The sequence below is a fragment of the Anabaenopsis sp. FSS-46 genome (assembly GCF_029891665.1).
Taxonomy (GTDB): Bacteria; Cyanobacteriota; Cyanobacteriia; order Cyanobacteriales; family Nostocaceae; genus Anabaenopsis; species Anabaenopsis arnoldii.
The window spans coordinates 1-15,162 of sequence record NZ_JANQDG010000039.1 but is presented as its reverse complement, the minus strand read 5'-3'; the positions used below and the strand labels follow the sequence as shown (position 1 = coordinate 15,162).

Genomic DNA, 15,162 nt, shown 5'->3' with positions numbered 1-15,162 from the left:
ATTTATCTGTGTTCATCTGTAATTACCCAGATATTGATACCCACACTCACACAACAGCTTTGCTTAATTGGGCTTGCAACCCCGCCCAGGTCACACCCGCTAAACTAGGTAAAACAACATGAGCCGCACCAACTCTTTCACACGGACCTAGACCCACAGCCCACATACCAGCAGCTAGAGCTGCTTCTATACCCGCTGCTGCATCTTCAATGACTAGACATTGCTTTGGTGGGACTCCTAATTGCTCCGCTGCATATAGGAATAAGTCCGGTGCGGGTTTAGGTTGTTGTACACTATAACCATCAGCGATCGCATCGACTTGATCAGCAATTCCCAAACGCTCCACAACCATCTGGGCATTTTTGCTAGCTGAACCAATAGCGATTTTAATACCCTGTTGTCGCAACTCATCCAACAAAGCGATCGCACCTGGTAACAAATCTTTGGGTGTAATATTAGCAATCATCTCCACATAGTAGCGGTTTTTGCGCGCCAACATTTCCTCAATTTGTGACTCTGAATATTTTTTATTCTTAATGATTAACATTAAAGAAGCCCGACGGGATATACCCCGCAAAGCTTCATTAGCTCCTCGATTAAACTCTATACCCTCTTCATCTGCTAGTTTCCGCCAAGCTAAATAGTGATATTCAGCCGTATCAGTTAAGACACCATCTAGGTCAAAAATTACCCCGTGGATGGGGGAAGAAGAGGGCGCAAATAAAATCAATCCTTTGTGACTTTCCCCCTGAGTAATTTGGGGACGTAAATTGAATTCGTGCCATTCACCCCGCCAATGCAGTTTAAACCTCAGACCAGTCCACCCCTGGGGTAAATGAGGGTTAGCCGCAGGGCGACTGTCCCTGAGTTTAATTCCACCAAAACCAAAAACCACAGCTTGCCAAATTCCCCCAGCATTAGCCCCATGAATACCATCAGCAGTGTTACCGCGGGTGTCCTCAAGATCGATCATTGCTGCTTGCATAAAACGTTGATAAGCTTCTGCCCGTTTTCCTAAATCTGAGGCTAAGATGGCATGAATTGCCGGACCTAAAGATGAACCATAGGTAATATCCGTGCGGGGTGCGTAGTAGTCCCAATTTGCTTGTAATGATTTTTGATTGTAGGGGAAATCTCCCAATTCCCGCATCATATATAAAAGCATTAATACATCCGGCTGCTTGAGTACCTGCAACTTATTAGTTTTTTCGATCCCCAAAATGGCCTGCATGGACTGGGTGCGTGGTTCATAGTCCTTCAGGTTAATATCTTCCAACTGGAAAAATCCCTGGAACTGCTCTATTAGTCCTGTTGAAGAGTCGTAAGGAATCCAGAGTTTAGCGGCGATCTGCTGCCATTGGCTTTTCGTTTCAGGGTTAAGTTGTAGTTGTTCGTCTAATTCCTTGGCTCTTTCCGGGAAGCTTTGATGCAGCCAGTCATTAACTATGACCGCTTTTTCTAAATGCCATTGCACTATCCGGTTAGTAAAGGTGTTATTGTGAACAAACTCGTGATACTCATCTGCTCCTATTACCCCGAGAATTTCATAGCGGTCTTGCTCAGAATTGAACTCAACCCGACTAGCCCAAAAAATGGCGGTATCTAAAATAATCTCTGCACCGCACCTTTGCATCCATTCATGATCACCAGTTGCCTGCCAATAATACCAGACAGCATAAGAAATATCTGAACTAATGTGAATTTCGTGGTCACGACACCAAATTCTGATATCATTACCGTAAAAATCACTAGGAAGCGACCAACGTGGTGTTACCTCATCCCCCGTAACAGCACTTTCCCAAGCATACATCGCCCCTTTATAACCATAATGGGATGCTTTACGTCTGGCACCATTTAAAGTGTGATAGCGGTAACTCAGTAAATTACGCCCTAGGGCTGGTTGGGTAAAGATAAAAAAGGGCAGAATAAAAATTTCTGTGTCCCAAAAAATATGACCACGGTAGCCAAATCCCGAAAGGGTTTTAGCGGGAATGCTAACTTTTTCATCATGTCTGGGGGCGGCAATTAACAGCTGAAACAAATTGTAACGGATGGCAAAAGCGGCTTTACTATCCCCCTCTATGGCAACATCACTGTAGTGCCAAACCTCATCCCATGCTTGGGCGTTGGCTTGCCGCAGGGTGATATAGTCTGGTAAGTGCGCGAGTTTTTCTTGAGCTGCTGAGACTGGTTGCGAAATTTCCCGCGAGGTAAAAACTGTGACTACCTTCTCTACTGTCACTGTCTGCTGTGGTGTAGCCAGAAAGGTTGCAGTTACCGTGGGGTAGCCAGGAGCAGTATGCACTTGTAAAGCGGATTCAGTTCCTAATAATACCACCCTTGCAGCCATACCAATATCAATCCGCGAGCCGCGAGTTCTGCTGTGTAACCAGATTCCTGCTGCGGTTTTACCCTGGTCGATTGCTTCCCAGTGGTTGAAACCTTGATTTTCTGGGTAGCCGTTAATACTAGCCTGAATTTCGACTACCCCATCAAAATTTACAGGCGTTATATGACAGCGTTGCCCTAATACGTGGTGATCAGCTAAACTAGCAAATCGTTCAAACTCAATGTCTATGGTTTGCCCAGTGGGACTACACCAGCGTACAGAACGGCTGAGAATCCCTTGACGTAGGTCTAATTGTCGATCATACTGTAATATTTCTCCCTCATGGAAACGGAAGCGATCGCCATTAATATTGAGTATCAATGGTAACCAGTCTGGACAATTTGCGAGTTCAGTATAAACTACAGGAACATGATCATAGACACCGTTGATAAAAGTAGCTGGTAATGCACGAATATAGCCTTCCTCAAAACTCCCCCGTGTTCCCAGGTATCCGTTACCGATGGTGAAGATGGTTTCTCTCGAATGTAACTGCTCAGGGTCAAATGCAGTTTCAATTAATATCCAATCTGTATATATGAAGTGGTTATTATAATCACTTTTTTTATTCATCTTCAATCCCTGTGCTAAATTCCCAATTAGGAAGCAAAACTTTTTAATTTTTAACGATGACAGAATTCCGCATATGTTGTTCTAAAATCATTTCGGCTCTGGGTTTAAAAATCAGGTGGAATAATGTTTCTATATATCTATGTTTGGCTGCATTATTTTCAGGAGCGGCAAAGTTCCAAAAGCTAAATATTTTAGCCAGCAAGAGCATTTGACTATTGTTGATTTGCCAATTATATTTATGTAGAATACGTTGGCTCATGCTTTGGGAAAATTCTCCCCATAATTCGGGTTGAGTATCACATTTTTCTATGAAGCTCAAAATTTGGTTTGCTGTTTCTTTTTCGTCTGTAGGGTTAATATGAAATCCATTTTGCTGTTCTTCAATAACTTCTACAGCACCACCAAATTTAGTCACAAAAGTGGGTAAACCGGAAACCATGGCTTCCAGAATGCTGCGACCAAAGGATTCAAACCGGGCAAAGTGAACATAAATTCCCTGAGCATCCGCAATGACTCGGTAGGCTTCTCCTAGCTCACGACTGGGAAGACGCATCCCTATACAGCGTATATGGCCGTGTAGCTCATATTGATTAATTATGTCATGGAGTTTTTGAATTTCCTCTGCTTCTCTGGGGTTGGTTGCTTCGGTGGGATACAGTTTACTAGTAATAAAAATCAGATTACAATGCTCTTTTAAGGCTGGATTTTTGCCAAAACATTCCGCTAAACCTGTAAGATTTTTCACTGAGGTGATGGGGGCAACATTGAGGATGGGTCGCTTATGAGGGTGGTCTAAATGACCGAGAATTTGGGGATGTTTACGAGTAAATAGTAAATCATGTACTTTGTTGGTAAATTCAACATCCCGCCTATGTTTGTGGCTATAAGGGAAAAAGACATTTTCACTGACACCAGGGGGTACCATGTTGAATTTAGGGCTAAATAAATCAATGCCATCAACTACATGATATAGCTGGGGCATGGTAAAACACTTGTATGACTCATATTGCCCTATTGTATCGGGGGTGCCGACAATTTCTTGATAGGATGAAGTGATGATAAAGTCCGCAGCATTCATACTGATTAAGTCAGCGGTAAATTGTGCGGAAAAGTGATAATGTTCTTCTAAGTCCTGCCAATATAGATTACTAAATAAATGTTTGGGTTTTTCTAAAGTGTGGGCAATATTGCACTGAGTGACTTTCAGGCTTTGGGAAAGGAGGGAGGCTACTAAATTACCATCACTATAGTTACCAACAATCAGATCGGGACAACCTCGAAATTGAGCTAATAGTTGTTTTTCTGCATCCACAGCAAATTGTTCTAAATAAGGCCAAATGTCATATTTAGAAATCCAATTATTGGTAATCTCAGGATTGAATTCACCAAAGGGAACTCGCAAGATCCAAGCGTTTGCAGTGTCATGAATTTTCTCTAGCCGCAAATTACATTCTGTACCTTCACAGTTAGGAATAAGTCTAGTAAGAATAATTATATGGGGGTGAATTCCCAATAAGTCTAGACCTGCTAGTTTGATTTCTGTTTGCAGTTGATTTTCCAAGCTGCGGGCTTGTTCTAGGACATAAATCACTTGACCGAGTGTTTCATCTCTACCTAAAACGTCCTGTTGAGCAACCCAACCATGTATGGAAATGAGAACCACGCGAAAAATAGCAGGAATGCGGGTGACAAATGCTTCTAAGATAGCGGGTTGGGGACTGCGTATAAGTTGTTCTAACAGTTCTAGGGTTTCGGATATGCGCCCAGATGTATTACCCCACCCCGGTTCAAAACCTAGTTCTTGTAGGTGAGGGCGAAAATTGGCGTAGGGTTCTTCAGGGGGTAATTGCTCCAAAAATTTTAGGGCTTGTTTAATTTGCTGCGTGAGGTGGATACCGCAGGGAATGCGATCGCTAATTAGCAGGGGTTTTTGATCATAAGTTAGTTGATATAATGCTTGAAATAACACCTCTAACCAATAATTGCTGTCAGTCAACAGTTGATCGCATAAGTAACGATTGAGAAAGGCTAATCCTTGACCAATGTTTCTGGGGTCAGTAATTCTGGTGGATTGGGGGTAAAAGGGTTGAAAGTCAATTTCTAGAATGTGGGGTTGGTAGCGGTTAACCAGGCGATCGCTGACATCTAACCATGCTTGGGGTGTCATTGGCTCAAATCTAGAGCAGTCAGCTTGCAGTCGCCACACTTGCTGACTAGCAATCCTGGGGCGAAGAACAAACCAAGTACCTTCCGATTCTAAAATCATCTCATGGGTATTGTGAATTAATCTGCCAACAGAAGAAGAGTAGTAAAAATAAGCGGGCTTTTGCTTCCTTTGACAGTAATCCGCAAAAATATGTAAAATCTCGTTTCTGAGGAAGTAACGTTTATTGGTAGCACTTAATTGCAAAATAAACTGACATAGAGTGATTTTTTCATCTGTGTCTAAACAAGTCACCAAACATTCATACATGAGCAACTCCAGCACAGTATCAGGTCACGACCTCAAATGTGATGCTAGAGGTACATTTCCCATATTTATATTCATAGAATAGATAGTATGAAAGCTGTTCACTTCTGGCTTCAGGATGAAACCCTAGCAATTCACTCTATACCTTCAGGTTGTCAATATAGTTACTTCCCCTAAAATCTACGTCCCATATGATTCCAATGAACTCTTAGACAGTGGTGATAAAAAACCCTTTGCGCCCCTTTGCGCTTACCTTTGCGCCCCTTTGCGTTTAAAACTTAATTCCCACCCACTGAGTCACAGGGGACATAGCTCGCCAACCTAAAAACTTACCAATAGGTTCAGCTCTTTGAATAGAAACACGAGTTAAATTACCACCAACTTGATTATACCATTTAAATAAGGTTTGCTCCCCTTCTATGGTGACAACATTAGCTACCAACCGCCCACCGGGACGTAATGCTGTCCAACAGGTATCAAAAAGGTCTTCCGCGGTGACTCCACCGCCGATAAATATAGCATCCGGTGTAGGTAAATCTTTTAGGCTTGATGGTGCTTGACCGGGAATAATTTTGAGGTGGGGGGTTCCTAAAGCGGTGGCGTTGTCTGCAATGTACTTTAGTCTACCAGGATTCTGTTCAATGGCGATCGCCTGACATCGGGAATTAGTACGCATCCATTCAATGGAAATTGAACCGCAACCCGCGCCGACATCCCATAATAGTTCTCCGGGAGTGGGGGCTAATTTTGCCAAGGTAACCGCCCTGACTTCTCGCTTAGTTAATTGTCCATCGTGATGATAGGCATGATCTGGTAATCCTGGTAATCTGGGTAAGGGTATTACCCCAGGATCGGCAATACAATTAACTGCGATCGCATTGAGAGGGGCAATTTCTGTTTCACTCCAAGATGCGGCTGTACCTTGTACAATTCTTTCCTGAATACCACCCAGATGTTCTAGAACAGTAATTTTACTACCACCATAACCGCGATTTGTCAAGATTTCGGCAACAATTGCCGGTGTGTCTTTTCCGGCGCTCAAAATTAACAGTTGGGCCTGGGGATAAATGTAAGACTGGAGAAGAGACGCGGGACGACCGCACAAACTCAAGGTTTCTGTTTCGGTTAAAGACCATCCTAGTTTGGCACAAACGAGGCTGAAGGTAGAAGGCGCAGGGATGATGGTGATTTCTTCTAGGGGGAATTGTCGGGTAAGGGTGACACCGATACCGTAATATAAGGGGTCACCGCTGGCTAATACACAGATTAATTGACCACGACGGCGGATAATTTCTGCTATTGAGGTGGTAATGGGTGATGTCCAGGCTATCTTCTCTCCTCGGTACACTCCCGGTAACATGGCCAAATGGCGATCGCCCCCTATAATCACCTCAGCTTGGTCAATCAGGGAACGTGCGATCGCACTTAACCCCTGTAACCCATCTTCACCAATACCAACAATCGATAGCCATTTACCTGTCATAGAAGCTGATAATAATTTCACTAGATGTGGTAGTTTTTCCGCTCCAAAATTGCGGAATTTTCCAACTTTTATGAGTGTGTTATAATCAATGTGCATTACAAGTTTTACACAAGTAATATATGGTAATATATATTTACTTGACTTGGTTAAATTTCATAATTAGGTTGATTATTAATTGAAAATTAAAGCGTTGGATGTCAAAGCAGGCGATCGCATTATTGCCTACTGTAAGAATAAGATGCAGGTTTGCAAGGTGAAGCGCATCTTGGATCCTGGTTCCACTAATATCACACTATTGGTGTTTACATCTGAGCATTATCGTGGATGCTTAGTTTCCTGTGTAGTGCGGTTCCAGCCTGACACCTTAGTTGATTTAGTTAATTTTGCGTAATTACCCTAAGTAATTATTATAGGGTTAATGGAGGTTGTAAATACACTATCCAGATATAGTCAGTACGATATTTAAGTGAATATTAAAAAAAATGCAGCATCCGGTGGGCTGAATACCTGATCATGTTAGATTAGTAAGGAAATAGGTTGGGAAACTCCGGTGTAATTCCGGGACTGTGCCGCAGCTGTAATGGTAAGACCAAAGCAGAATGTTCAGTTTTTTTACTTGCCAAGTCAGAATGCCAACCGTAACAGTGTCATCAAGACACATTATCTACTACCTGCGTCGCACAGGGAAGGAGTGAATATTTTGCTGTCCGGTTTTGCCTTATGTCCTGGATTATTTTATGATACACCAGCCCAAGATGGGATATTATATCGCATCAGAATACCAGGTGGGATTCTGGATAGTAAACAATGTCATGCGATCGCAGATGTAGCGGAGAATTATGGGGGTGGTTATGTGGATGTGACTAATCGCGCTAACCTCCAAATCCGGGAGCTGCGTTCGGGAATAAATACCAGTGTTCTCCAGAATTTACAAAATATAGGTATTGGTGCTGCTAATTTCGCTGTTGACCACATTCGTAATATTATGACCAGTCCTACGGCTGGTATTGATACCCAAGAATTAATTGATACCCGTCCCTTTGTCCAAGAGTGGGATAATTATATCGCCGCACACCCCAACCTATCAGAACTATCGGCAAAATTTAGTGTTGCTTTTGATGGTGGTGGTCAAGTTTCCGTATGCGATCGCCTCAACGATATCATGTTCGCTGCTGTTTTAATTGATGGTAAAGTTTATTTTCGTCTGTGTCTGAGCGTCGGCGATCGGGGAAAACCACCCCTTGATATGGGAATTGTATTATTGCCAGAGCAATGTTTACCAGTTTTAGCAGCTTTGGCTGAGGTTTACCGAAATCATACCGATGCTCACAGTGGACGCAAGCTGCGTTTGCGAGAGTTATTAAATAAATTGGGTTGTGAAAGTTATCTTAAAGAAGTTGAAAAACTCTTAGCTTTTAAACTCACTCTCCATCAGCGCTTTGACAGAACCAATTCTTCATCCCGTCTCGTTACCGAAAACACATTAAACTTTAAGTATCCACATATCGGCGTTCATCCCCAGGGTCAGCAGGGCTTATTTTATATTGGTGTGGTTTTACCTCTGGGTCGGTTAGAAAGTCAGCAAATGCGGAGTTTAGCTGATTTAGCAACAGAATTTGGTAGTGGGAATCTCAGGTTAACTCCTTGGCAAAATCTGCTGTTGACTGACATTCCTCAGCGATCGCTTCCCAATGTTAAGCAAGAAATAGCTACTTTAAATTTAGATTTCTCAGGGAGTAATATCAATAGTGCATTAGTGGCTTGTTCTGGTAATCAAGGTTGTGCAGCTTCAGCTACGGATACAAAAGGTGACGCTTTGATCTTAGCAAATTATCTCAAAACTCATATTAGCCTCAATTACCCCGTTCATATTCACTTTAGCGGCTGCGAAAAATCTTGCGCCCACCATCGTAATAGTGATATTACTATGCTTGGTGTCAGCCTAGAATCAAAAAATGGTACTTTGGGAGCTTATCAGATTTATGTTGGTACAGGTGAGAGCAACCAAAAATTTGGTCGTCAACTTTATGAATATGTGAGTATGGACGAGATCCCTGTATTGTTAGAACAGATGTTACAAGTGTATAAAATGCAATGCCGAAACAGCAATGAATCCTTTGGAGAATTTGTTAATCGATATGAGATTGAGCAATTACAGTTGTTATTCTCCCCAGTGAGGTAGGTTTATTTCTGCTCCCATTCACTATTCACCATTAACTATTCCCGATTTTCCCATGTCTGACTACATCCGAGATGCTAAAGAAATTTACAGTAAGTCCTTTGAGATCATCAGATCGGAAGCCAAGCTGGATATGCTGCCGCCTGATGTAGCAAAAGTTGCTGTACGCCTGATCCATGCTTGTGGAATGACTGATATTGTTAATGACTTGGGATATTCATTAAAAGCGGTAGAGCGTGGACGCGCAGCACTAGCAGCAGGTGCGCCAATTTTGTGTGATTGTCGAATGGTTGCTGAGGGTATTACCAGACAGAGACTACCAGCAAACAACCAAGTTATTTGTACCCTTTATGATGTGGAAGTTCCAGCCCTGGCTAAACGGTTGGGTAATACCAGATCAGCTGCAGCGGTGGAATTGTGGCGCTTGCACTTAGATGGCGCAGTGGTAGCAATTGGTAATGCACCTACAGCACTATTTCACCTTCTGGAAATGCTCGAAGAAGGATTTTTCAAGCCAGCGATTATTTTAGGTTTTCCCGTGGGATTTGTGGGCGCTGCTGAGTCAAAAGCAGCACTAGCAGTAAATAGGCACAATGTACCATTTTTAACTTTATATGGTAGGCGTGGTGGCAGTGCGATCGCAGCTGCAGCAGTTAATGCCCTAGGAACAGAGGAAGAATAATTATGCCAACCAAAGGCCGCCTCTATGGAATCGGTGTAGGGCCAGGTGATCCAGAACTACTGACATTGAAAGCACTGCGACTATTACAAGCCGCTCCTGTGGTGGCTTATCAGTCCGCAGTAGATAAAGACAGTATAGCGCGGGGTATCGTCTCTCAATATCTGTCGGGGCATCAAATCGAAGTCCTGTTTCACCTACCCCGCGCCTTAGAACCAGAAACGGCAAGTGCCATTTACGACCAAGAAGTTGCACCCATTGCCGAACATCTAGCCGCAGGACGTGATGTGGTGGTTTTGTGTGAAGGTGATCCGTTTTTTTACGGTTCTTTTATGTATGTTTTCACACGTCTATCTGAGAAGTACCAAACGGAAGTTGTCCCCGGAGTTTCCTCACTCATGGCTTGTCCTGTGGCTTTGGGTGTACCTTTTACCTATTACAACGATATCATGACCGTTCTCCCCGCCCCCATGCCAGCCGAACAATTAATCACCCACTTGCTAGCAACCGATGCAGCGGCGATTATGAAACTAGGTCGCCATTTTACCAAAGTGCGAGATGTTTTACATCAATTAGGGTTAGCATCACGGGCATTATACATTGAGCGGGCAACAATGGCACAACAAACAATTATACCCCTGGATCAAGTTGATCCAGATCAAGTCCCCTACTTCTCAATGATTATCATCCCGACTAAAAGTCGGCTATAGATTTACCAACCAGTTCTGCTCATGGCGCTAATTTATAAACTCAGTAAAGTACCATCTTCTTCTGAATACATAACCGGTTTAAATAGAATTAGCGATCGCATAAATGATACACAAATTCGGCTACTTCAGGAGCAGTATTATAGTCCTAATCGCACAGTTACAGCTACACAGATAGCAAATTTAGTTGGTATCAAAGGTGGTGTTCCTGTTGTTAACTCTCTATATTCAAGTTATAATGTGTATGGGCTTGAAAATTTGCTATAAGGATTAACTTAATTTGCGGGTCTGAGCTATGATCACTTGTCTAGATGCAGCTCGCTACTTTATTGCGAGGGCTTATGAGGACGGTATAGAAGCCCAAATGACTAACATGAAGGTTCAAAAGCTTCTCTACTATTCACAGAGTTTGTATTTAGCATTATATAATCAGCCATTGTTTGATGAGGAAATTCAAGCATGGCGATATGGTCCAGTATGTCCTGTTGCTTACAGATTTTACAACGAATTTGAGGCGCAACAGTTACCCATACCCAGCCAAGAATCGTTATTACAAATACCTGAACAAGAGAAAAACCTGCTAGAAGAAATTTGGGGATATTTTGGTAGCTACCATGCTTATTACCTCAGTGATATGACGCACTTAGAGTTTCCGTGGAAAAAAGCACGTAAGGGTTTACCTCCAAACGCCAGTTCTACTGAGCCGATTTTGCTAGAGGATTTGAAAGCTTTGGGTTATCAGAAACTTGATTTAATAGAACGAGACCATCCTGCTTATCAACCTGTAATGTGCCAAGTTTTAGAAGACGCTTGTAATTCAGAATCCTCAAATCCCATTAGTAAAGGAGAAGTGCGTGACTGGCTCAACTCCCTTCTTGATTGAAAAATCTGATAATTTCCAGCGTTCCTTTAAAAAATTAGCAAAATTTCATGGCTCTACCTTTGTGGAGCTAGTCGCAGACATTTGATAAATTGGAAATGCGAGTTTCTCAGAGGATGTTTTAAAAGTCTCTCATGATGTATCAAATATTTTCAGATCCCCCTAAATCACCCTTTTCAAGGAGGACTTTAAAGAATTTAGCCCCCCTTTTTAAGGGGGGTTGGGGGGATCAATCAGTGTCATTGATGACAATAAAAAACTTATCAAACAACCTCTCAGGGAGCATCTGGACAAATTAGGTTAATGTATTTAGTTAATGAAAGTACTTGTAGCATTAGGCTAGTTTGGATTTATAGTCATGAGCAGTTTGCCAAACGCCCGACTGACAGAGATTTGAAAAGTGTTATTCAAGAAATATTAGACTGTTAGCGCCCAATTATCTGTTTGCATCTGTGGTTTAATATAAAACATCTAATTAAATTAAATAATGATCAAGATTGCACCTGCCATTGTGGTACTTAGTCAAAACAGCGTCCCACTAGCCCGCCAAATCATCAGCATACTACAGGGTGGGACATTATACGGTTTGGCAGGTCGCACATCTAAGGTTGATATTACATTCACGAATTTTAGTGAAACATTACGGGAATTATTCGCACAGGGAACACCCTTAATTGGGATTTGTGCAGCTGGTATTCTCATTAGAACCATAGCGCCCATGCTTTCTGATAAAAAACAGGAACCCCCAGTATTAGCAGTAGCTGAAGATGGGAGTGCGGTGGTTCCCCTGCTAGGTGGACTCAATGGGGTGAATGATTTAGCGCGACGCATTGCGGAAGTCCTGGATGTGAAACCAGCAATTACCACCACAGGTGATCTTCGTTTCCGCACCGCTTTATTATCTCCCCCACCAGGGTATCATTTAGCTAACCCAGATGACGCTAAGAAATTTATCTCAGATTTATTAGCCGGGGCGCAAGTTAAGCTAGAAGGTACAGCCCCTTGGTTGAGTAATAGTCAATTACCCATAGACCCAGATGGTAATTTGACCATCCAGGTTACAGAAAGCTTAGTCACCCCCGCACCCGACCGCCTTGTTTATCACCCAGCAACTATAGCAGTTACCATCAGTGATATTGTTGATCTAGGCTTAATACAACAGCTGTTAGCAGATGCAGCCCTAGCCCCGGCATCAGTAGGGGGTATTTTTGCAGATATTACCTTGGCTGCCAATCCAGCCACAGAAGCCATTGCTAACGCCTTTAAAGTACCTATTCGCTTTTTTACCTCAAATCAGTTAGAAAAATTCATCTCACAAGGTTATAGCCCTGCCCAAGCCATGGCTCTTATGGTAACTGGCTCCTCTGGATTATCCTCCCCATGTCCTCACCTCAGAATTGCCATTGCTCCAGCCCCTATTGATACCAGCACCATCGGTCAAGCCAGAGGGCGGTTAGCGATTATTGGTACTGGTCCGGGTGGTTCTCAGTGGATGTCTCCAGAGGTGAGAGAAATACTTAAATCTGCCACTGACTTAGTGGGTTATAAAACATATATCAACTTAATTGGCTCTCTGGCTGAGGGTAAACAACTCCATGAGTCAGACAACCGGGAAGAAATCGACCGGGCGACAATGGCGCTGGATTTGGCAGCAACAGGGCGATATGTCGCTGTAGTTTCCTCTGGTGACCCTGGTATCTATGCAATGGCTGCGGCGGTATTTGAGGTGTGCGATAAAAACCCCAAACCGGAATGGGAAAGTATTGATCTTCATGTTGCACCGGGTATTTCCGCCATGCAAGCCGCAGCGGCTGCCATTGGCGCGCCATTGGGACATGACTTCTGCGCCATTTCACTATCTGATATTTTAAAACCCTGGTCAATTATTGAACAACGCATTGCTGCTGCTGCTCAAGCAGATTTTGTCATAGCCTTTTATAATCCTGTGTCCAAAGATCGCACTTGGCAACTAACAGCAGCCAGGGAAATTTTACAGCAATATAGAACACCAGATACACCAGTAGTATTAGCTAGAAATCTCGGCAGACCAGGGGAAAGTGTCAAAGTTATTCAACTACAAGAGTTAACACCAGATGCAGCGGATATGCGGACTGTGATTTTAATTGGTTCCAGCCAAACCCGGACAATTCACCGCCGGGATGGGACTATTTCAGTTTATACACCAAGGCGATACAGTGAATAAAAAATATAGTAATAGATGAATTTTCGGCATAATGTATAATAATATTTACAGTCGGTAAAAATCAACTTTAACTACAGTGATTTGAGGGTGAATGGTTATGATTGACTTAGTAATAGGGTGGGTGAAAGATTTCTTCAATCCCAAAATAAAAGAGTTTACTCCAGTAGAAAAGATAACACCAGCTAAAAAAGGATTCCATTTTGAGCATGACGAGCTCAAACGCTTAATGAAAAGACTCAAAGGTTTTGAAACAGTTGAATTCACTGATGCTTATGGTGCGCCGCTCACCGCAGAGACTATTGAAAAACGTTTTTGTAAGAAGGATGGGGGAATTGACTGTGTTATTAATATTATTGCTCCCACAGAACAAGGTACAAAAAATGTAGCGACCAGGATCAGAAATATCTTAATCAAAGGTGACTATTGATGTCTCAACACAAAATTGCTTTAGAGTACAAGGATCGCCATTTGACTCGTCCCCTGTTAGATCAGATAGTAGGCGCTCAACTGCGAGCAGTTCCAGATGCCAACGAAATAATTATTCGGTGTCGTTCTGTCGCGAAAACAGCATATGAAGCAAGAGAATCATATGGGATAAAAGTTACTATAGTACCTAATAGCTAGAGTCAATACTCATCAATACTAATGAAATACACTCTGAACTTCTCACTGAAATTAGAAGAAGAAAATTCAAATATTATCTATGACGATAAAAATTTGGATGAACAGCCAATTCAAATATCAGTTCCCGAAATCACTGAACTTTTACAAAAGTACTTCCAGAAATTGGGATTTAAAGAGGTTGGTATTGTAGATCGAGATTCAAATAAAAATACTCAACCGCATAAAAAAAAACAAGCTGATAAGGAGATTACTCAAGACGAAAAATCCAATCATCAAAAAATACCCTCTGCTACTCGTATGAAAGTTTTGAGCGCCACAGCATTTATTTGTCAATGCAAAAATATTGATAAAAAGGCGCTGGATGATTTTTGCGATGAACTTATATCGTATCTTAAAAAATCTTCTTCAGAACTATCAGCAACAAACTTTCTTTCTCTCGACATTTGTCTTTCAGGTATGATAGAAGTTATTAACTTACGTAATTACCTAGCTCGATACGTTAACAGTGAAAAGAAACATTTTCAAGAGGGATATTTGTATGTCATAAGTCTATAACTAATTAAACCCATACAAGCAAAACAAGCCCTGTGTTCAAATAATACAGGGCTTGATTCAAATATATTTTATTTATTCGATTGATAAACCTGGCATCGAGCTATTTTTGCGGAGGGCTACCCCTCAACTATCGTGGCCGCTGCAGCGTTTCACCTCTGAGTTCGGGAAGGGATCAGTGTGGTTCCACCGCGCCATAGACACCAGGAAAGAGTGTTGGGTCAGAGACCCTGAAGACTGCAAGTAACGCGAAAACCAGAGTGATGAGGTCAAGCCCTCGGTCTATTAGTACTCCTTTGCTACATACATTACTGTACTTCCACATAGAGCCTATAAACGGGTGTTCTGCCCGTGACCTTACCTACTTAAGTAGTGAGAGCACTCATCTTGAGGTGGGCTTCCCACTTAGATGCTTTCAGCGGTTAT

Annotated in this window: 13 protein-coding genes, 2 rRNA genes and 1 riboswitch; of the genes, 10 read left to right on the top strand and 5 right to left on the bottom strand. The window is 42.4% G+C overall.

The features are described from left to right. Positions 1-46: 46 nt before the first annotated feature. The 3 genes from pgmB to cbiE all read right to left on the bottom strand — a co-directional run bounded on the left by pgmB (position 47) and on the right by cbiE (position 6,912). Positions 47-2,959, bottom strand: coding sequence for a beta-phosphoglucomutase (gene pgmB, locus NWP21_RS03845; RefSeq protein WP_280791678.1), 2,913 nt, complete (start codon positions 2,957-2,959; stop codon positions 47-49). Positions 2,960-3,002: 43 nt separating this feature from the next. After that, the gene (locus tag NWP21_RS03840; RefSeq protein WP_280791677.1) at positions 3,003-5,432 is read right to left on the bottom strand and encodes a sucrose synthase; all 2,430 of its coding nucleotides are present in this window, start codon (positions 5,430-5,432) and stop codon (positions 3,003-3,005) included. A gap of 268 nt (positions 5,433-5,700) precedes the next feature. Further along, positions 5,701-6,912, bottom strand: a complete 1,212-nt coding sequence (cbiE, locus tag NWP21_RS03835) for a precorrin-6y C5,15-methyltransferase (decarboxylating) subunit CbiE (protein WP_271734052.1) — start codon at positions 6,910-6,912, stop codon at positions 5,701-5,703. Positions 6,913-7,087: 175 nt separating this feature from the next. Between cbiE and NWP21_RS03830 the strand changes: the two genes are divergently transcribed. The 10 genes from NWP21_RS03830 to NWP21_RS03785 all read left to right on the top strand — a co-directional run bounded on the left by NWP21_RS03830 (position 7,088) and on the right by NWP21_RS03785 (position 14,739). Continuing rightward, positions 7,088-7,303: a hypothetical protein gene (locus NWP21_RS03830; RefSeq protein WP_271734051.1), complete on the top strand. Its 216-nt coding sequence runs from the start codon at positions 7,088-7,090 to the stop codon at positions 7,301-7,303. Between the two features lie 84 nt (positions 7,304-7,387). Beyond that, positions 7,388-7,568: riboswitch (cobalamin riboswitch) on the top strand. Between the two features lie 35 nt (positions 7,569-7,603). Continuing rightward, the gene (gene cobG / locus NWP21_RS03825; protein WP_280791676.1) at positions 7,604-9,094 is read left to right on the top strand and encodes a precorrin-3B synthase; all 1,491 of its coding nucleotides are present in this window, start codon (positions 7,604-7,606) and stop codon (positions 9,092-9,094) included. A gap of 52 nt (positions 9,095-9,146) precedes the next feature. After that, a complete protein-coding gene (locus tag NWP21_RS03820; RefSeq protein ID WP_280791675.1) occupies positions 9,147-9,773 on the top strand; it encodes a precorrin-8X methylmutase in 627 nt (208 codons plus the stop codon). A 2-nt stretch (positions 9,774-9,775) separates the two neighbouring features. Next, positions 9,776-10,480, top strand: a complete 705-nt coding sequence (locus NWP21_RS03815; RefSeq protein ID WP_271734047.1) for a precorrin-2 C(20)-methyltransferase — start codon at positions 9,776-9,778, stop codon at positions 10,478-10,480. 21 nt (positions 10,481-10,501) lie between these two features. Then, a complete protein-coding gene (locus NWP21_RS03810; protein WP_280791674.1) occupies positions 10,502-10,744 on the top strand; it encodes a hypothetical protein in 243 nt (80 codons plus the stop codon). 28 nt (positions 10,745-10,772) lie between these two features. Next, positions 10,773-11,360, top strand: a complete 588-nt coding sequence (locus NWP21_RS03805; RefSeq protein WP_280791673.1) for a type II toxin-antitoxin system antitoxin SocA domain-containing protein — start codon at positions 10,773-10,775, stop codon at positions 11,358-11,360. Positions 11,361-11,844: 484 nt separating this feature from the next. Next, complete coding sequence (gene cobJ / locus NWP21_RS03800) at positions 11,845-13,560, top strand: precorrin-3B C(17)-methyltransferase (RefSeq protein ID WP_280791672.1); 1,716 nt, start codon at positions 11,845-11,847, stop codon at positions 13,558-13,560. Positions 13,561-13,657: 97 nt separating this feature from the next. After that, a complete protein-coding gene (locus tag NWP21_RS03795) occupies positions 13,658-13,987 on the top strand; it encodes a hypothetical protein (RefSeq protein WP_280791671.1) in 330 nt (109 codons plus the stop codon). After that, positions 13,987-14,184: a hypothetical protein gene (locus NWP21_RS03790; RefSeq protein WP_280791670.1), complete on the top strand. Its 198-nt coding sequence runs from the start codon at positions 13,987-13,989 to the stop codon at positions 14,182-14,184. Before NWP21_RS03795 ends, NWP21_RS03790 begins: the two co-directional genes overlap by 1 nt. A 21-nt stretch (positions 14,185-14,205) precedes the next feature. After that, complete coding sequence (locus NWP21_RS03785; RefSeq protein ID WP_280791669.1) at positions 14,206-14,739, top strand: hypothetical protein; 534 nt, start codon at positions 14,206-14,208, stop codon at positions 14,737-14,739. 87 nt (positions 14,740-14,826) lie between these two features. Here NWP21_RS03785 and rrf read toward each other — a convergent pair. Then, positions 14,827-14,944: ribosomal RNA gene (gene rrf / locus NWP21_RS03780) — 5S ribosomal RNA — on the bottom strand. A gap of 57 nt (positions 14,945-15,001) precedes the next feature. Further along, positions 15,002-15,162, bottom strand: a 23S ribosomal RNA gene (locus NWP21_RS03775); the annotation flags it as partial.